The organism is Amycolatopsis bullii (assembly GCF_014654205.1).
Lineage (GTDB): Bacteria > Actinomycetota > Actinomycetes > Mycobacteriales > Pseudonocardiaceae > Amycolatopsis > Amycolatopsis plumensis.
This window is the reverse complement of record NZ_BNAW01000084.1, coordinates 1-17,115: the sequence shown is the minus strand read 5'-3', so window position 1 is coordinate 17,115 and position 17,115 is coordinate 1. Positions and strand designations below refer to the sequence as shown.

Below are 17,115 nucleotides of genomic sequence, written 5' to 3'. Positions count from 1 at the left end.
GGCAACTCCCTCGAGTGGGCCACCACCAGCCCACCACCGCGGCACAACTTCCTCGAGCTGCCACGCATCCGCTCGGAACGGCCAGCGTTCGAACTGCACTACCCGCACATGATCGAACGGATGCGCGCCGAAGCCCACATCACCAAGGGAAACCCGAAGGACGCGGCGGACCCGTTCGAGGTTGCCGCCGCCACCACCCAGCCCGACGACCAGGGCGAGACCGACGACCCCCGCGGCCGCTGAGAGGAAAGACCATGACCGAACTGCCCCTGCCCGACTACGACCAGACCCCGCTCGGCGCGCTGCGCCACCGCATCCGCTCCCTGGACGAACAGCAGCTGAACACCCTGCTCAGCCACGAGCGCGAGCACGGCGCACGCGTGCCGGTGCTGCAGATCCTGAACGCCCGCCTCGAGGAGCTGCGGCACGGCGTCGAGCCCTCTCCGGGTGATCCTGCGGCGGCACCGCCGTCGAGCGACAGTGCCGGCGGCTCATCCGTCGGTGAGGCGACGGCGGCCGAGGGCACCACTCCGCTGCGGCATGGCGTCGCCGGGCAGACGCCCCGGCGCGGGCGGCCCTGAGTGGCCGGACGCAGCGAACCGGCCGTGGCCGCGTCGGACCAGTGGCTCGACGACGAAGGCGTGCGCGCGCCCCGTGGGTCCGTGCACGCCTGGCGGATCGGCACCAACCAGACGCTGTGCGGCATCCCGTTGCACAAGGCCGGGTTGCGGCGTTTCCCGCACGTGTTGTGGTTGGACGCACGCTGGATCGCCGACACGACCGACCAGCAGCTGGCGCTGTGCCATCGCTGCGCTGCCGCGACCGGTGAGCGCAGGGATCGCAGGTCGTGGACGCGCCGGCACCCACGGCCGTGAAATGCGGAACAGAGACTTTCCACGCCCTGGTCCGCGCGGCCAGGGCTCCTACAGCCGCTCGGCGGGACAATCCACGGTCGAGTACTACCTCGTCGACGGTCCGATGACCGGGTGCCGGTGGCTTTCCAGCTGCTGGGGATCGCGGTGGTAGCTGTTGGCCTTCTCGGACTTGAGGGGCGGCCGGTCGTTCGCGATCAGCACCGCCATCCACGGCAGCGGTACCGAAACGGCCAGGACGGCCAGCGCGAGCCACCACGTGTCGTGCAAGACCGCGGCCAGGATGAGGCAGGGAATCCGGCACGACATCATGAGCACGTACTTGCGCTTGCGCCGGGCGAGCTGGTCGTCGTAGGAAGGGGCCGCCCGGGTGATCAGCACCGGCGTTCCGGTCGTCGTCATGGTGGTCCCTTCCCGAAGGTGCGCGCGACCAGCGCATACCGCTTTCCCCTCGGCTCAAACGGAATTGTGTTCACTGGTGACCTCCGTACCGACACCTTTGACAACGCCGCACCGTGGCCGGTGTTCCAGCCCGATAGCCCTACCGGGAGTGACGTGCGTCATCCGCGGTTAACGGTCCGCTTACCGGGAAAACGTTTCCCAATGCCGGTCCGCCGGCGAAATCACCCCGCGACGACGGAGGAATCATCGTGTTCCGTCACACGAAGCAGCTGCAGTTCGAAGCCAAGCCCGAAAAGCCGGACGCCGTCTACGCCCGCAAGCTCCAGGAGCTCATCGGCGGCGCCTTCGGTGAGATGACCGTGACGATGCAGTACCTGTTCCAAGGCTGGAACTGCCGCATCGAAGGCAAGTACAAAGACCTGATCATGGACACCGCCACCGAGGAGATCGGGCACGTCGAAATGCTCGCCACCATGGTCGCCCGCCTGCTCGAAGGTGCCCCCTCGACCGTCACCGCCGAAGCCGTCAAAGACCCCGTGATGGCCGCGACGATCGGCGGGATGGACGTCCAGCAGGCCATCGTCGGCGGCGGCGGCGCCTTGCCCGCCGACAGCAACGGCTACCCCTGGAACGGCAAATACATCGTCGCCTCCGGCAACCTGCTCGCCGACTTCCGGGCCAACGTCGCCGCCGAAGCGCAGGGCCGGTTGCAGACCGCCCGCCTGTACAACATGACCGACGACCCTGGCGTCAAGGCGATGCTTCAGTTCAACCTGGCGCGCGACACCGTCCACCAGAAGCAGTGGCTGGCCGCCATCGAAGAGCTCAAGGCCGACGGCCTCGAGGAAGACGTCGCCCCGAGCGCGCTGTTCGACGAAGAGAACCAGGACCACAACCACACCATCTGGCACCTCTCCGACGGCCCCGACGGCGCCAAGGGCACCAGCTGGACCACCGACGCCGGCATCGAATACCTGATGGACCCCCAACCGCTCGGCGGTCCCGGCACCGCACCGAAGCCCGACCCGGCGCTCTACGGCACCTACGCCCCGCTGCAGGACGCCATGGGCACTGTGAAGGGCAAGGCCAAAGCGGCCAAGAACAAGCTGACCTGACCCACCTCGGTGCGGGGCCGCCATCCGAGGACGGCGGCCCCGCACCCCGGTCGGAGGGCTGCGCGTTTGCCCGAGGGGCCGCGGGCACTCCTGCGGTGGCGCGCGACCTGGTCGCCATGGTCGACGGGATCGCCACTGCCCGCCGGAAATACGCGATGGTCCTGCGGGACCTGTGGAGGCCCGAATCACGACGCCGAATTGTGGGGCGTACACCACCACTGCCTGGGTGAACCGTTCACGATCGGCGTCCTACGAGTCCTGGCCGTCCGGCCGGCTCGACGCGCGACGTCCCGGACCAAGACCTGACCCTCTCACCGCGGGCCCCGCCCGGCCGAAGAGTGGCGGCTGCACTCGCCGGCGAGGAGCTCAGCTCTTCGCGGCGAACGCCTGCATGCCGGCCTCGCGCCGGAAGGGCTCCAAGGTTTGCCGCTGACGGGCGGCGCGGGCGATCAGCTCGTCGAAGTCCGTGTCCGGCAGCCGTTCCCGCAACCCGGCCAGCTCGCCCAGCGTGTGCCACAGGATCCTCTTGCCCTCGATGCCCATCGCGAGCCCCTCCAGCTCCACGAACCGGCTCAACGGCGAATACGACACCCACCGGCCGTTGCGCTTGAGCCGCCCGATCCGCTCCCCGGCCGCCGCCAAGACGACCTTGGCCCGGTTGGGCCGGACTCCGAGCGTGCGCATGATCGCTTCGAACGTCCGTACGTCCTCCGCGATCCCGTTCGCGACCTGCTTCAGCGCCTCGCCGAGTTCGGTGCCCTTGTTGTTGTCGCGCGCACGACGCGCCAGCGCCCGCCAGGTGACTCCAAGGGCGAGCTGGTCGCGCAGGTAGACGGCGAGGTAGTCGGTCATCGCGCACCGCCTTCGTTCGCGAACTGCCATCGGAAGGCCCCGGCGCCCGGGGCGTAGGAAAGGTGGCCGCCGAAGAACCGCCGCAACGGCTTCGCGACGGCCTCGGCGGCCCCGTCCAGGATCCGCGCCCGCTCCACCGCCGAGAGCAGGCGGTGGGGCGTGGCCACAGTCTCGTCGTTCACAGGTCCATCGGTGTCCGTCACGCGCCCGGGCTACCCGCGCAGCTTCCGGTCAATCCCGCTCGACGGCGGTGAGCGAGCCGTTCGCGGACAGGGTCTCGTAGCCGTGATCGTCGAACACGACGGGCACCGTGTCGTCGTCCGAACGGCTGCTCGATGTGACGCCGTCGAATTCGACACAGTTTTCTCCGCGCCGTCGCGCGGTACCCACGCGCCACTACCCTGAGGAGGGCCATGCTCCGGTCAACCGCGTCCGTGTTCACCGCCACCGCGGGCGCCGTGCGGCTGCTCACCCGCGAAAACGCCTACACCTCACTGCGGGATCTGCCACGCCTGCTCCGGCACCCGGTGTGGCGCGCCGGGCGCGAAGACCACGGACACGGACTCGGCGTATTGCTCGTCCCCGGCTTCTGCGCCGGCTCCCCCAGCCTCGCCCTGACCCGCCGGTGGCTCCAGAAACGCGGATTCACACCGCGAAACGCCGACATCGGCTTCGACATCGGCTGCACCGGCGAACTGGTCGACCGACTCGAACAGCAGCTCACCGAACACGTCCACGACACCGGAGGCCGCGTCGTCCTGCTCGGGCACAGCCGCGGCGGCGGCCTCGCCCGGCTGGCCGCCGCCCGCCGCCCCGACCTCGTACGCGGGCTGATCATGCTGGGCTCACCAGTGGTGGACCCACTGGGCGCCCACCCCATCGTCCTCGGCGCCGCCCACCTGCTCGCCCGCCTCTCCGCCGCCGGACTGCCCGGACTCCTGACCGCCGACTGCCTCACGGGCCGTTGCCGCGACGACAACGTCGCCGGCCTCGCCGCCCCACTCTCCCCCGACGTCCCCGCACTGTCGGTGTACTCCCGCCGCGACGCCATCGTGCCGTGGCAATCGTCCCTCGACCCCAGCGCTACCCACGCCGAGGTCCGCAGCACCCACCTCGGCCTGCCCCTGGACCCCGACGTGTATTCCACGATCGAACCGGTCCTGGCAAGCTGGGCCGAGACCGACGACGAGCGTGACCTCGCCCAGGTGCGATAGGTCCTCAGCCGCCGGACTCAGCGACTGCGTCGCCTTCGCTTCACGACGGTTTGATCGGGCGATCCCGGGTATCCGCGAAGCGGTGAGGCATGCAGCCACACCGATGCCGGATCCGCGTGGTCCGCCTCGGCGTGGCGTCGGGTTCAACCCCAGCCCGCGCGTCGTGATCACCGCCACCGGGCTTTCGGGCACCACGGCGTTGCGGCACCCTCAGTCAGGGGCGCCGCCGGCCGATTCGACGCGAAACGCCGTCGCCCGCCCACGCGCTCAGCTGGTTGAAGGGGCTTCCCATGGCCGAAGGCGACCTGCACACCTACTTCGAAGATGGTCAATGGAAGAACCGGGTCGAGGGCGGCGTCCGCGCCTCCAACGCCTCGCTGCACCGGGTCGACGCCGTGCTGGCCGGTCGGCAGGCAGCCAGGAAACGACGCGTCAGCCACATCATCCACGACCGCAACGGCGGAGTCGAAAGTGAAAAGAACTTCCGGCCCCGCACGTCGGCGCGCTGAGCAGTCAGTGGTTCCCGAATCCCTTCCTCCGCTGCCTGCCACCTACCCGCTGTCGCGGAAGAAAACCGGGGCGAACGGTGTATCGACGCGATGGCGTGACCGTCCACATCTGAGTAAATTTTCGGGACACCGTCAACCGCGAAAAGCGGCTAAAGTGATGGGGAGGGTGGTTGATCCTATAGCTGCGTGGCCGCGCCGACGCTTCGCCCCGAAGATTCCGGGAGCACCCAGCCAATCTTCACCAGTTTCGAATTCCGTATGTCCATCGACCGCGACGAACGGGAATTTTACTCACCAGTACGCCGAACGATCCCGCGCGTACGGCACATCCCGTGGCGCCACGAAGTCGCCCGGGCGCCACCCCTTCGGCCTTCCCGGACCACCGGTTCACCCCGGAGCCGGGGCACGCCACTCCGCCGAGAGGCGACCCCCGTACCGGCCTTCGGCAACCGCTTCCGCTCGCAGGGTCCCCCACCCTTCGCGGAGCGGAAGCGGTTCTTCTTCGCCGGAACCCGGTCAGGTCAGGGGCTGGCCGCCGGTCACGCCGAGGACCTCACCGGTGACGTAGCTGGACTCCGGGGAAGCGAAGAACACGAACGCCGGAGCCAGCTCCGCCGGCTGCCCGGCCCGGCCCATCGGGGTCTGCTCGCCGAAGGAGTCCACCTTTTCCTCGGGCATGGTGGCCGGGATCAGCGGTGTCCAAATCGGACCGGGCGCCACCGAGTTCACCCGGATCCCCTTGTCCGCCAGGTCCTGCGCCAGCCCCTTGGTGAAGTTCGCGATCCCCGCCTTCGTCGTGGCGTAGTCCAGCAGCTCCGGCGACGGCTGGAACGCCTGGATCGACGAGGTGTTGATGATCGCCGATCCCCGGGGCATGTGCGGCACGGCCGCCTTGCACAGCCAAAACATGGCGTACAAGTTGGTCTTCAGCACCCGGTCGAACTGCTCGGTGGAGATCGCGAGCAGGCCTTCCTCCTGGGCCATCTGGTAGGCGGCGTTGTTCACCAGCACGTCGATGCCGCCGAGCTCGGCCACCGCCGTGTCGATGATCTTCGTGCAGTGCCGCTCGTCGCGGATGTCCCCGGGCACCAGCACCACCCGCCGGCCCGCCTCGCGCACCAGCTCCGCCGTGCGCTCGGCATCGGCCTGCTCCTCCTCCAGGTATGACAGCACCAGATCCGCGCCCTCCCGGGCGAACGCGATCGCCACCGCCCGGCCGATCCCGGAGTCCCCGCCGGTGATCACCGCACGGCGCCCTTCCAACCGCCCGCTGCCGCGGTAGGACTCCTCACCGTGATCCGGCGCCGGGTCCATCGCCTCCCCCGAACCCGGGTGCGGCTGCTCCTGCCCCTCCTGCTCCTCCGGGCCCGGGTGCCGCTCCGCGGTCTCCTGGCTGTGCTGGTCTTCCGTCATATCTACCTCCTGAGGAGTCGTCCGTTGGGCTATACCCGGTGGGGCGAGGTCCAAGCCGCGGCCCCGCTCGCCCTCCGCAGGTCGGTGTCCGACGGAGGGTGGAGAGCCCGTGCGGCTCGATACGCGGCGCGCATGGCCAACAGAACCGCCGACGACAGTCTCACCTTCACCCCGGTCAGCCCAGGCCAGTCTCACGCCGCCGGGCACGCCTCCCCCAGACCCGCTGGGCCCGGGAGCGCGGTTGACGCTCCCGGGCTCAGCTCGGAATGTCCGCTCCGGCGAAAGGAGCGGTCCTCCGGTGGCGTGGATCGATCAGCGGCGGTCGGCGCGCTGACGAGCCCCGGCCTTGGCCAAGCCGCGGCTGATCATGTAGCCGATGGCGAGGAACGTGATGTAGCGCAACGCTTGTTCGGCGTTGAACGGGTCACCACCGGTGCTGGCGTCACCGTCGACCGTCAGGGCGGTGATCACGATCGCCACGACACCGGCCAGGAAAACGAAGAACTCGGTCGTCTTGAAAGCCGGCTTCGTCTCTGCGCCGGTGGCGTGTCCGGACGTCGCCGGGCCGAGGTCTCTCGCCTGCGGGCCTGCGGGCGCCGCGTTCGCTGGAACGGGCTGTCCCGGAACGGGTCCGGCCGGCCGTGCTGCGCTGGTCATGGTTCTCCCTTCGGCCGGATGTGTCTCACCCGACTCCTACTTGCCGGTAGGTACCCGGGAAACCCGACAGCAAACAGGGGAGGCGGGTCAGTGCGCCCGGTGGCGAGACCCGGGGCGTCCCGCGGTGAGACGGACGGTGAAGCCGGTGTCGTCGCGGTGCAGAGCGACCTGGCTGCACACCTGGTGTGTGATCCACAGTCCGCGTCCGCCGATCTCGCGGGCGGCGGGCAGCAGCCCGGCGAACGGGTCGCCGGGCCCATCGCCGGTGTCGTGGACGGTGATGACCATGTACTCGCGGTCCGCCCAGATCCGCATCCGGACCGGCGGACGGCCGTACCGCAGCGCGTTGTCGACGATCTCGCTGACCGCGAGGACGAGGTCGTCGATCTCGGCGGCGGGTAGGTCGGTCTTGTTGAAGTCGATGACGGCCCGGCGGGCAGCCCTGGGCTGGGGGTCGGTCAGCTCGACCAGCGGTCCGGTCTGCTGGATCGGGTGAGGCACCATCGGTCGCGGCTCGGCCAGGAAGGACAGCGGGTCGACGTACTCGGCGTTCATGCGGTGCCCACCGTCAGGAGTGGCGAGGAAGGGGTGGGTGCGGGCGACGTCGTCGAGCACGTGCCGTGGGGTGGTACGGGTGTCGTAGGCGCACATGCTGCGCAGCGGGAACTCGTCGTAGGCGTGGTTGACCGCCGACTCGTAGCGGGCCCACCAGTCCCAGGACGTGTCGATCGCGGCAGGCGGCACCTCGCCGACGATGCGGATGCCCGAAGCGCCGTCGGCGACCAAGCCGGCCATCAGGTCGCGGTAGGACTTGATCGCGGCGGCGGGCCGGGCGTAGAGGTCGTCGGTGGACAGGAACTGCGTGCTCGCGGACGGGGGAAGGGCCTTGCGCACCAGCTCGGTCCGCTCCGGCGCCAAGGACACCACGGTCGGCTCACCGGCGGTCAGCCCGCCGGTCAGGAACGGCACGACGACGGCGAGCAGGTCAGCGTCGGAGGCGTAGTGGATGGCGGCGTGGTCGTAGCCCCGCTGAGCGGTCTTCAGCTCGGTGCTCATCACACGCGCTCCACGCGGACACCGGTCAGGTCGAGCAGCTCCAGGAGGCGCGCCGGAGTGGACAACCGCGTTTTCAAGACCACCTCGGTGCCGCGCCGCTCGGCGTAGTCGGCCAGCGCGGACAGGCTGCGGTGGTCGATGAAGCCGAGCCCGGCGGCGTCGATCACGGTCGTCCCCGCCGCGGGTCGCAGGTCGGCACGCTCCAACGCCAGTGGCCACAGCCGACGAGATTCCATGTCCAGTTCTCCCTCCAGCGCGGCGGCGCCGCCGTCCCGCGCGTGGCCGTGCAGGTGAAACGGTGTCGCGACCTCGTGGGCGCGGGGGTGCATGCAGGCGAGCTGTGCGACGGCGTCGGCGCCGAGCTCGGCCAGGTCGTAGCCGCACATCGCCGACATCGGGTGGGTGGCCATGAACCGGTCGACCAGGTGCTCGTAACGGGCGAAGGCGTCCAGCTGGGCAGGAGTGCGCACCAGGGACGTCGCGTCAGCCGCCACCCGGAACCCGGTGAACCCGGCGGCCAGCGCCTCCTCGGTCGCCGCGGCGTAGAGCCGCACCTGACCGGCAGGGTCGACGACGGTGCCGGTGGTATAGGTCCCACCCACCGAGGCCGCCTGGACCGCGCCGCTCCGCAGGCCCTCGTCGAACCGCCCGGCCGACCGCAACTGCCCTTCGAGGAAGTCCTTGGCTCCCGGGGCCACGTAGAGCACCTGCTCGCCGGCGGCCAGGCCCTCGGCGAGGAACTCCTGCGCCTCGGCAGCGAACTCCGCCGGCCGCCGGTAGCCCCAGCACACGTGGTCGTGGGCCGTCGGGGATGGCGTGCCGGCCCGCTTGGTCGGTATCTGCACATCCGGATGCTACGTGACCGCCCCGTCTGTGCGTTGCGATCAGCTGCGGGAGGAACAACCCGACGTGTTGTCGATCCGCCTGCACCTGGGTTCCGCACTCGGCGGGCTGATCCTGCTGGCGGTCGCCACCAACCTGCCGGAGATCGCCATCGTCGTCACGGCGTCCCTGTCGGGCAACGTGGGGGTCGCCGTTTGCGCCGCGCCGGCCGATCATCGACCTGGGGTTCGGTTCGCACCAGCGCCGGCTGCTGGCTGTCATCGATCAGCCCGTTGTGGGACAGCTCGGCGTAATCTTCCCGGCTCGCGGCAGTGCCCTGGCGAGCCGTGGCCCCTCAAAGGGAACATCGATCATCGGGAATCGGGCGGTCCACCCCGCAGGCGATGCCCCGGTCAGAACCACGCTGACACTCTTCCGTCGTTGAACGGCCTGATGAGCAGGACACTCGCGTCGTCGATCAGCTCACCGTGCTCCTGCACCGCCTGGGTGATCCGGCGCGCGGCTTCCGGGAGCACCCGGGCCGGGACCTCACGCTCCAGCACCTCGACGAACCCCGTCAGCCCCAGCGGCACGCCGCGACTGTCACGCGCGTTGAGGACGCCGTCGGTGTAGAGCACCACGATGTCACCGGGCCGCAGTTGTTCCTCCGCCAGGACCGGCTCCGGGCCGTCCTCGCCGAACCGCGCGAGGTGCCCCTTTCCGAGCGTCCCGGCCACCTTGCCGTCACGCAGCAGCAGCGGACCCGGGCGGCCGGCAATCACACAAGCGAGCCGGCCGGTCGCCAGGTCGAACCGGCCGACGACCCCGCAGACGCCCCGGTCCACTCCCACCGTCCGGGCCGCCTCGTCGACGGCTTGGACCTGCGCACGGAGATCTTTACCGTCGCGGCGCGCGGCGCGGTAGGCCGACAGGGCGACGACGGCGGTGATCGCCGCGGCGGGTTCGCGCGCACCCGTGTCGAGCACCGTGAACGACACCGACGTCTCCGACAGGGCGTAGTCGAACACGTCGCTCGCGAGGTCGTACGCCGGTTCCGTGGCCGCCGCCACGGTCACCGCGTCCGTCGCTCCCGTCATCGGCGGAAGAGCCGACCACAGCAGTTCCGTGGCCAGACCGCGGTGCTCACGCCGCCGGACCCGGTCCAGTCCGTCCCCGTACTGCGTCGTGATGGTCACCAGGTGGCCGAACAGGTAGGCCAGCCACCGGCACTGTTCACGCAGGAGGGGGTCGTGCGGGTCCGTGCCGTCGGTGGGCACCACCTCCAGCACGCCCAGCCGTTCCACCCCGTCCAACAGCACCGCCCACAACCGCGGGCCGTCCGGTCCGCCGTCGACCGCCACCTCGCCGCGCCGGAAAGCCTCACCAGCCGGCGTCGAGTCGATCCCCAGCGACTGTCGTTCGGCGCCGTCCGCTCCGGGGACCGGCACGAGGAGGCGCTGGGCGTAGTCGGCCAGATAGACGCCCACCCGTAGATCCAGGGCCCGGGCCGCCACGTCCATGATCGCCGGGAGCCGTTCCGGCGGCGCCCGGTGTGCCCCCTCCAGCAGGTCCACCAGCGCGGCCAGGGGGCCGTTCCCGGGACGGCCCGGGCGAATCGGCCGGCTGTAGGGCACCCGATCACGACCGATCAGCTCGTCCAGCCGTTCGTTCACCACGTGCGCCAGCACGTCCCGTTGCAGGTGCGGGAGTGACATGACGCCGTTCAGGTGCGCATCGATCTCGAGCAGGCCGACGTCGCCGCCCAACGCGAAATAGCGCAACCACAGCTCTTCCAGCGAGAGTTCGGCTCGTCCGAAGCATCGGGCGAGCCGGCGCCGCTGTTCCTCCTCGGTGGCCGCCATGGTCACCGGCTTCCTTGCTCGGCCTGCCGCAGCAGGGACAGCGCCACCGCCGAGGCCTGCTGCCGATCCGATCCGGCCAGTCCGAGCAGCACGCCGAACGCCACCTCCTCCGAAACACTTTCCCGTTCCATCAGCACCCCCTTGGCCATGTTGAGGACATCCCGGTTCCGCAGCACCTCTCTGAAGTGGGCGCTGACCCGCCGGGCATCCTCGTAAGAGCGCATGTTGGCCACGAGGATGCCTGCCTGCTCGGCGAACAACGTGAGCAGGCGCTCGTCGCGGGCGGAGAACGCGCCGGGTTCGCGCGCATAGACCTTCACCGCACCCAAGCAGGCATCGCCCGCGAACAACGGAGCACTCACGGCCGATCGCATCTCGATCTCCGCGGCCGCCGGGCCCCACCGCGGCCACCGGTGATCAGTGAGCACGTCGTCCACGCGAACCAGCGCACGGCCGGCCCACGCCGCCAGGCAAGGGCCCTCCCCCAGGGCATATTGCAGGTCGTCCGCCTGCCGCACGACCTCGTCCGAGGCGGCCGCGGTGGTACGCCCGTCCTCCTCGTCAAGCAGGCTCACCCCGGCCCCGCTCGACGCCCGGATCGCCTCGGCGGCCGAAACCGCGACGATGTCCAGCGCCGATTGGACCGTCTCGCGGGAGAGGAGCAACCCTGACATCCGGGCCGCCACCACGGCCAGTTCATCCGCCAGCGGCAGGTCGGCAACCACCATCGTCACCTCTTGGTCTCAGCACGTCCGAAGGTTCCGCAGACCGGACTACCCGCACGGCGACCCATTACCCCTGCGCCAGGGCGAAGGCTGCGCGGCCGGACCGGTAGTCCCGTTCGTCCCGGACGGCGCTATCACGGTCATGGACCACATGAGCACGCGCCGCTTTCGCGCGGCTTGGCGACCAGCCACCCCCGCCGCGTGCCGGCCAACGCCTTGCCTCCTGTGTTTCTCCGCCTGGGACCGCCCACGCAGCGAGGCGCCGGCGGGCCATGGTGAGCGACCGCCGACGCCCCTGGTAACCACGCGGCGCGTGGGTGGTCAGCCAAGCCCGGGACCGCGGGCGGCCTGGGGACCCGACCCGGCGCGTGCTTCGCGACCGGTCAGCAGGCCGAGAGCGATCATGCCGACGCCCAGGACGAGATGAAGCCAGTTGTCCGCGGTGTTCACGGGCACGAAGTTGGCATCGCTGCCGTGATCGATGACCAATCCGTAGATCCAAAGCACCAGATAGACGGCGCCGCCGACGACGAGGAACATCTTGGCGCCGCGCGCGGTGCGTGCCGTGGCCAAACCGACGACACCGAACAACAGGTGCACGATGTTGTGCAGAACCGACACCATGAAAACACCGAGCAACATGGCCATCGAGTTGTGCCCGGCGAAGGTCAGCTGATCGTAATCGGTCGTCACCCCTGGGATGAAACCGAGCACCCCGACCAGCAGGAAGACGACCGAAACAACGGCCGCGGCGAGTTGCACGGGCCTGCGTGTGTACGAATGCGTGGTTGCTGACATGCCTCTTCCTTTCACGCGTCACCGACAGGGCCGGTGGGTTCGTCCGGCAGCCGGCACTTCGGCGGCTGAAATACCCCGGCGTCGAGCCGCTAAGCGTGACTTACATTTCGTCTTGAACACAGACCCGACAACCTGGGTCCACAGCCAGCTGGAATCACGCTCTCCCACAGGCAGGGCACCCCGGCACCAGGGCAGGTCACTCCTTAACGAAACCGGCGTTTCACAACGGCCGTCGGTGGGATACCCGCCGGTCCGGTGACGACAGCGGCACCGCACCCCGCGAAGAGCCTCCGGACTGAGTCACCCGGGTGACGCGTTGCCATACGTCATTCAGAACGACGTCGAGTCGTGGTTGGACTCGCATGAACCGGGTAGTCGGGCCGCCAAGAGCGATGCGGCAGTATCCAGCAAGTTTGTCAGGCGGTCAGGCAGCGCGTCGGCATCACCGGTGGGGTGACAAGCGCGTCCACATGGAATTCGGTCAGTCCTCGCTGTCAGACCAGCACACGACCCAGGAAGGGTGACCTACATGACGGGCTCTCAGTACGACGTGGTGGTCGTTGGGGCCGGCCCGGGTGGATTGAGCGCTGCGACAGTACTGGGTCGGTCTCGGCGCAGGGCGTTGTTGATCGACGGTGGCGCTGGACGCAACTCTCCAGCTGCGGGTGTGCACGGCATGCTCGCTTGTGACGGAATGGCCCCTGATGCGGTCCGCTCGGCTGGCATCAAGCAATTGGCGGAATACTCCGACGTCGAAGTGTGCAGTGGACATGTTCGGGAAGTCGGCGGCCGGCAAGGCCGGTTTTCAGTGGAGTTCGATGACGGTCGGACTGTGGATGCTCGCCGAGTCGTGCTGGCGACCGGAGTGAAGGAGGATCTGCCGGACATTCCGGGCGTTGCCGAGCGATGGGGTCGAGGCGTCATGGGGTGTCCGTACTGCCATGCCTGGGAAATGCGGGATCAGTCCTTGGCGGTTCTGGCCACCGGCGGCGGTGCCGACGCGATGTTCGCCGCGCAGCTGACGCAGTGGAGCACCAAAATCACCTTGTGCACCAACGGAACGAGCGACATCGACGACGAGGACGTATTACGCAAGCGCGGCGTGTCGGTACGGACCGAAAGGGTGTGCCGGCTGGAGGGGCGTGACGGTGCCGTGGAGCAGGTGGTCTTCCAGGACGGCCCTCCGTTGCGGTGTGCGGGTGTATTCCTGCATGCCACGACACGCCAGGCGAGCGCGTTACCTGAGCAGTTGGGATGCGTCATGTTGGACGACGACAGTGTTCGCGTGGACGACGCTGGTAAGACCAGCGTGCCGGGTATCTACGCGGTGGGCGACTTGGCTCGCCGGGAGTCGAGCCCTTCCGGGATGACTTTCGTCGTGTCGGCCGCAGCCATGGGCTTCGTTGCTGCCACAACGATCAACCAGGAACTGTTCCTCGAGTCCCTCGATTGAGCGCCTGGCAGACCTCGACGCCGAACCAGACAGACTCCGTCAAGAGGCTTGACACCGCCGGCCGCGGCCGTCCCTCTCACCGGAAGAGCGCACGCTCTCCCTCGTCCCTGACCGTGGAGTTGCACTTGCAGGCAGCCTCGGGAGACTCGACCGCGGATCCGGCCAGCTCAGCCTCGGTGCCCGACACGCGGTGAGCAGGAGTTCGGGCGACGGCCCGGCGAATGCCTCGACATCCACCACCGCGGGTAACGTGACCGATCCCGCCTTCCTCATCACCCGCCTCACGAGGTCGGCCACAATCCCGCAGTCGCGAAGATCCGGGCAGACCAGCTCCCGCTCCGGCGGAGAGCTCTCACCGCGGCCCGGTCATGGGCTCGCTTCAGGCTCGGCCGCTAACCTCACCCGCCGCGGGTGATGACGAGGTGGGCCGTTCGAGCGCATGGCGATCCAGCCACGGAACGACTGCGCCACCAGGCCGTCGACAGTGGAGCCGTCCACCGGTAGGCGACGTGGTTGTGACTGCGGGAACGGACCGCGATTGCTCGCCTGCTGTGATCGCACTGAACGCCGAAATCCATGCAACTTGGGCGCGCCCGCTCGGCGAGGCGTCGCGCCGCGGGCTCACAGCCGGTCGCGGGGCTTGCCGGATACCCGAGGCCGTTCTCGGTCAGCCCCCGCCATCGGCGGTTCGACACACGTAGCTCGAGGTCGGCAGCGACCCACGGGCCCATCAGCGTCTTGCGTCGCCGCCCGTTTGTGCTGGGTATTGTTCGTGGGGCAGTCGTCGAAGTGGAAGAAGGCGCAGATGGGCGAAAAACTGCTGGACGAACGAGGTGTCGCGCAGCGGGTCGACGAGGTCACCAGTGCCCTCGAACAGCTCACCGGCACCATCGGGCAGGAAGAAGATCTGACTGTCGTCCTGCAACGGGTGTGCCGGCAGGCCATCCACGCCATCCCGGACGCCGGGATGGGCAGCATCACGCTCCTGCGCGACGACACCCCCTACACCGCCACCTCCACCGCGGACGCCGCCCGCCGCATCGACCAGGCCCAGTACGAGGCCGGCGAGGGCCCATGCCTGGAAGCCGCCCGCAGCGGGCAGATCCAGCGCGTGAAGGTCCACGAAGCCGCCCAGCGGTGGCCCGCGTTCGCCGCGGCTGCCGGCGAGGTCACCGTGGGCAGCTCCTTGTCGGCGCCACTGTTCATCGACCAGCAGTACCAAGGGTCGCTGAACCTCCACGGCACCGGGAACGAAGGCTTCGGCACGCTCGACGCCGCCCTGCTGCAGCTCTACACCACCGCCGCCGAAGCCGCCCTGCGCAGCGCGTACCGCCACCACGCGGCTCAGGCGACCATCGGCCAGCTGACCACCGCGCTGGACTCCCGCGCGGTGATCGACCAGGCCAAAGGCATCCTCATGGCGCTGCACCGCATCGGCGCCGAACAGGCGTTCGATCTGCTGGTCAAGCAGTCACAGCAGCAGAACGTGAAACTCCGAGACGTCGCCGAGCGGTTCGTCACCAACATCGTCAACGACCAGAGCTGACCAAGCGGTCACCCAGAGGCGCCGGTCCATCCGGCAGATGCCGGCAATCCAGGCGGTAACGCGTGGCGAATCCGCAGCGAGGGACGCACCTTGCAGGTCATCCCCTCGGCGGCCGCACGGCGGAAACTCGCGCTGCTCGGCCTGGACGTCGTCCTCCCGCTACACCCACCCGCCTGACCACACTTCGGACCGACTGAGGTCTTCGACGGGCATGCCTATGCTCGAGTAGTGACCGACCCGCACCGCAACGAAAATCCTTCCAGGACGACGCGGTGATTGGCACCGTGTCGCGACAGTTCTCACGTGCCGTTCTGTTCCGCCGACGCGCCACGGTGAATTCCGTACCAGCGTCCTGCCGTTCAGGTACCGACGACGCCTCAGTCACCGAAGCCAACTATGCGTATAACCCAACTAAAGAGCAGGGAAAGTAAACCTAAAGCGCGATGGCCAGATCGGCACGATTCGGTCAAACAACAGCAAGACATTGGTCCGCGACGACCCCGAGATCCGCTTTCGATTGGGTCGTCGGTGGGCGGGTATTCGGTGACCGCATACCCGATGGGTCTGTGTCGGCGAGCCAGCGGATGGGTCGCCTCGGCAATGGCGTGGAGGTCGATGCGTGTCATCCTTACCGCTAGCGGTGCTGCTGCTGATCTTCGTGGCGGCGGCCGCGGCGATCTGGGTCGCCGGCATTTCGCTGTCCAACCAGACCGACGTGCTGGCCACCCGTCTGCACCTGGGCTCCGCACTCGGCGGTTTGGTCCTGCTCGCCGTGGCGACGAACCTGCCCGAGATCGCGATCGTCGTCTCCGCGTCGGCGGCGGGCAACGTCGGTGTCGCGGTGGGGAACATCCTCGGCGGCATCGCCATCCAGACCGTGGTACTGGTGGTGCTGGACAGGTTCGGTGTCCGCGGCGGGAAGCCGCTGACCTACCGGGCCGCGTCGCTGGTGCTGGTGCTCGAGGCGGCGCTGGTCGTGGCCGTGCTCGCCGTCGTGATCGCCGGCACCCAGCTGCCCGCCTCCCTCATCGTGTGGCGGCTGACACCGGCGCCGGTGCTGATCACCGTGCTGTGGGTGGCCGGCTTGCTGCTGCTGCAGCGGGCCGGGCGGTCGTTGCCGTGGCACGAGGACGGCGACGCCCCGGATGGGCAGGAGCGGCCCCGCGGCCACCGCCGGCACCACGTCGAGCAGCAGGCGGCCCGCAAGGGCACCAGAACGGCCAAGTCCGCCGCGGTGTTCGGCGCAGCCGCGTTGGTCACGCTGGTCGCCGGGGTGTTCCTCGAGCGCAGCGGGGATGCCATCGCCGACCACATCGGCCTGTCCGGGGTGCTGTTCGGCGCGACCGTCCTCGCCGCCGCCACGTCACTGCCGGAGGTCTCCACCGGGCTCACCTCGGTCCGCAACGGGGACTACCAGCTCGCGGTGAGCGACATCTTCGGCGGCAACGCCTTCCTGCCGGTGCTGTTCCTGATCGGCACCCTGATCTCCGGCCAGGCGATCCTGCCGCACGCCGAGAACACCGACATCTACCTCACCGCACTGGCCGCGCTCCTCACCCTCGTCTACGCCGCAGGGCTGCTGTTCCGTCCCCGCCGCCGCATCGCCGGCGTCGGCATCGACTCCTTCGTCGTCCTGGTGCTCTACGCGGCGGGCGTCGGTGGTCTGTTCGCGATCGCGACGTCATGACCGGGCCGAGAAGGAAAGAAGGATCGTGATGGGTGCGACGACACCGGCCGGACAGGGCACGCGGCGGTCGCGGCCGTGGCTGCGGATGTTCTTTCTCGGCGCGGCGCTGTGGGTGGCCGCGGTCGTGATCAC

At 69.2% G+C, this 17,115-nt stretch carries 19 protein-coding genes and 1 pseudogene; 9 read left to right on the top strand and 11 right to left on the bottom strand.

Translation table 11 applies throughout. The features are described from left to right. The 3 genes and pseudogenes from IE317_RS43055 to IE317_RS43045 all read left to right on the top strand — a co-directional run. Nucleotides 1-243, top strand: a pseudogene (locus tag IE317_RS43055) (cytochrome ubiquinol oxidase subunit I); the annotation flags it as partial. Nucleotides 244-254: 11 nt separating this feature from the next. Next, nucleotides 255-581, top strand: a complete 327-nt coding sequence (locus tag IE317_RS43050) for a hypothetical protein (RefSeq protein ID WP_191317124.1) — start codon at nt 255-257, stop codon at nt 579-581. Beyond that, nucleotides 582-875 (top strand): hypothetical protein, encoded by a 294-nt coding sequence (locus tag IE317_RS43045; RefSeq protein ID WP_191317123.1) that lies wholly within the window; start codon nt 582-584, stop codon nt 873-875. It begins immediately after the preceding gene. A gap of 84 nt (nt 876-959) precedes the next feature. Here the strand turns inward: IE317_RS43045 and IE317_RS43040 are convergent, their stop codons facing one another. Beyond that, nucleotides 960-1,274, bottom strand: coding sequence for a DUF3099 domain-containing protein (locus IE317_RS43040; protein WP_191317122.1), 315 nt, complete (start codon nt 1,272-1,274; stop codon nt 960-962). Nucleotides 1,275-1,522: 248 nt separating this feature from the next. Between IE317_RS43040 and IE317_RS43035 the strand changes: the two genes are divergently transcribed. Further along, the gene (locus tag IE317_RS43035; RefSeq protein WP_191317121.1) at nt 1,523-2,389 is read left to right on the top strand and encodes a manganese catalase family protein; all 867 of its coding nucleotides are present in this window, start codon (nt 1,523-1,525) and stop codon (nt 2,387-2,389) included. A gap of 366 nt (nt 2,390-2,755) precedes the next feature. On the opposite strand, the gene IE317_RS43030 is transcribed toward IE317_RS43035, so the two are convergent. From IE317_RS43030 to IE317_RS43020, 3 genes are read right to left on the bottom strand one after another with little or no spacing between them, the layout of a single operon-like run. Beyond that, nucleotides 2,756-3,241: a hypothetical protein gene (locus IE317_RS43030; RefSeq protein WP_191317120.1), complete on the bottom strand. Its 486-nt coding sequence runs from the start codon at nt 3,239-3,241 to the stop codon at nt 2,756-2,758. Continuing rightward, nucleotides 3,238-3,423, bottom strand: coding sequence for a hypothetical protein (locus IE317_RS43025; protein ID WP_191317119.1), 186 nt, complete (start codon nt 3,421-3,423; stop codon nt 3,238-3,240). The genes IE317_RS43030 and IE317_RS43025 overlap by 4 nt, the downstream gene beginning before the upstream one ends. A gap of 49 nt (nt 3,424-3,472) precedes the next feature. Further along, entirely contained in the window at nt 3,473-3,631 is a 159-nt protein-coding gene (locus tag IE317_RS43020; RefSeq protein WP_191317118.1) for a hypothetical protein, read from the bottom strand. 23 nt (nt 3,632-3,654) lie between these two features. Between IE317_RS43020 and IE317_RS43015 the strand changes: the two genes are divergently transcribed. Together IE317_RS43015 and IE317_RS43010 are read left to right on the top strand one after the other, a co-directional pair. Further along, a complete protein-coding gene (locus tag IE317_RS43015; protein WP_191317117.1) occupies nt 3,655-4,455 on the top strand; it encodes an alpha/beta hydrolase in 801 nt (266 codons plus the stop codon). A 290-nt stretch (nt 4,456-4,745) separates the two neighbouring features. After that, on the top strand, nt 4,746-4,964 hold the full coding sequence (locus IE317_RS43010) for a DUF2188 domain-containing protein (protein ID WP_191317116.1): 219 nt from the start codon (nt 4,746-4,748) through the stop codon (nt 4,962-4,964). A 516-nt stretch (nt 4,965-5,480) separates the two neighbouring features. Here the strand turns inward: IE317_RS43010 and IE317_RS43005 are convergent. The 7 genes from IE317_RS43005 to IE317_RS42975 all read right to left on the bottom strand — a co-directional run bounded on the left by IE317_RS43005 (nt 5,481) and on the right by IE317_RS42975 (nt 12,297). Beyond that, nucleotides 5,481-6,377 (bottom strand): SDR family oxidoreductase, encoded by an 897-nt coding sequence (locus IE317_RS43005; protein WP_191317115.1) that lies wholly within the window; start codon nt 6,375-6,377, stop codon nt 5,481-5,483. Nucleotides 6,378-6,689: 312 nt separating this feature from the next. Continuing rightward, entirely contained in the window at nt 6,690-7,034 is a 345-nt protein-coding gene (locus IE317_RS43000; RefSeq protein WP_191317114.1) for a hypothetical protein, read from the bottom strand. Nucleotides 7,035-7,121: 87 nt separating this feature from the next. Further along, nucleotides 7,122-8,090 carry a sensor histidine kinase gene (locus tag IE317_RS42995; RefSeq protein WP_191317113.1) on the bottom strand — a complete coding sequence of 323 codons (969 nt, stop codon included), beginning with the start codon at nt 8,088-8,090 and terminating at the stop codon, nt 7,122-7,124. After that, a complete protein-coding gene (locus IE317_RS42990; RefSeq protein ID WP_229903230.1) occupies nt 8,090-8,935 on the bottom strand; it encodes an MEDS domain-containing protein in 846 nt (281 codons plus the stop codon). The genes IE317_RS42995 and IE317_RS42990 overlap by 1 nt, the downstream gene beginning before the upstream one ends. Nucleotides 8,936-9,325: 390 nt before the next feature. After that, nucleotides 9,326-10,774: a PP2C family protein-serine/threonine phosphatase gene (locus IE317_RS45260; RefSeq protein ID WP_191317112.1), complete on the bottom strand. Its 1,449-nt coding sequence runs from the start codon at nt 10,772-10,774 to the stop codon at nt 9,326-9,328. A 2-nt stretch (nt 10,775-10,776) separates the two neighbouring features. Then, complete coding sequence (locus tag IE317_RS42980; protein WP_191317111.1) at nt 10,777-11,499, bottom strand: GAF and ANTAR domain-containing protein; 723 nt, start codon at nt 11,497-11,499, stop codon at nt 10,777-10,779. A gap of 321 nt (nt 11,500-11,820) precedes the next feature. Continuing rightward, nucleotides 11,821-12,297 (bottom strand): DUF4383 domain-containing protein, encoded by a 477-nt coding sequence (locus IE317_RS42975; RefSeq protein WP_191317110.1) that lies wholly within the window; start codon nt 12,295-12,297, stop codon nt 11,821-11,823. Between the two features lie 529 nt (nt 12,298-12,826). On the opposite strand from IE317_RS42975, the gene IE317_RS42970 reads away from it, so the two are divergent. The 3 genes from IE317_RS42970 (at nt 12,827) to IE317_RS42960 (ending at nt 16,983) form a co-directional block, all read left to right on the top strand. Continuing rightward, nucleotides 12,827-13,750 (top strand): NAD(P)/FAD-dependent oxidoreductase, encoded by a 924-nt coding sequence (locus IE317_RS42970; RefSeq protein WP_229903231.1) that lies wholly within the window; start codon nt 12,827-12,829, stop codon nt 13,748-13,750. Nucleotides 13,751-14,555: 805 nt separating this feature from the next. Then, on the top strand, nt 14,556-15,296 hold the full coding sequence (locus IE317_RS42965; protein WP_191317108.1) for a GAF and ANTAR domain-containing protein: 741 nt from the start codon (nt 14,556-14,558) through the stop codon (nt 15,294-15,296). Between the two features lie 619 nt (nt 15,297-15,915). Continuing rightward, nucleotides 15,916-16,983, top strand: a complete 1,068-nt coding sequence (locus IE317_RS42960) for a sodium:calcium antiporter (protein ID WP_191317107.1) — start codon at nt 15,916-15,918, stop codon at nt 16,981-16,983. Nucleotides 16,984-17,115: the final 132 nt, after the last annotated feature.

Bases quoted from the DNA above. Each gene is read 5' to 3' on its own strand.
- IE317_RS43050 (WP_191317124.1), top strand. From the start codon at position 255: ATGACCGAACTGCCCCTGCCCGACTACGACCAGACCCCGCTCGGCGCG.
- IE317_RS43040 (WP_191317122.1), bottom strand. From the start codon at position 1,274: ATGACGACGACCGGAACGCCGGTGCTGATCACCCGGGCGGCCCCTTCC.
- IE317_RS43030 (WP_191317120.1), bottom strand. From the start codon at position 3,241: ATGACCGACTACCTCGCCGTCTACCTGCGCGACCAGCTCGCCCTTGGA.
- IE317_RS43015 (WP_191317117.1), top strand. From the start codon at position 3,655: ATGCTCCGGTCAACCGCGTCCGTGTTCACCGCCACCGCGGGCGCCGTG.
- IE317_RS43010 (WP_191317116.1), top strand. From the start codon at position 4,746: ATGGCCGAAGGCGACCTGCACACCTACTTCGAAGATGGTCAATGGAAG.
- IE317_RS43005 (WP_191317115.1), bottom strand. From the start codon at position 6,377: ATGACGGAAGACCAGCACAGCCAGGAGACCGCGGAGCGGCACCCGGGC.
- IE317_RS43000 (WP_191317114.1), bottom strand. From the start codon at position 7,034: ATGACCAGCGCAGCACGGCCGGCCGGACCCGTTCCGGGACAGCCCGTT.
- IE317_RS42995 (WP_191317113.1), bottom strand. From the start codon at position 8,090: ATGAGCACCGAGCTGAAGACCGCTCAGCGGGGCTACGACCACGCCGCC.
- IE317_RS45260 (WP_191317112.1), bottom strand. From the start codon at position 10,774: ATGGCGGCCACCGAGGAGGAACAGCGGCGCCGGCTCGCCCGATGCTTC.
- IE317_RS42975 (WP_191317110.1), bottom strand. From the start codon at position 12,297: ATGTCAGCAACCACGCATTCGTACACACGCAGGCCCGTGCAACTCGCC.
- IE317_RS42970 (WP_229903231.1), top strand. From the start codon at position 12,827: ATGACGGGCTCTCAGTACGACGTGGTGGTCGTTGGGGCCGGCCCGGGT.
- IE317_RS42965 (WP_191317108.1), top strand. From the start codon at position 14,556: ATGGGCGAAAAACTGCTGGACGAACGAGGTGTCGCGCAGCGGGTCGAC.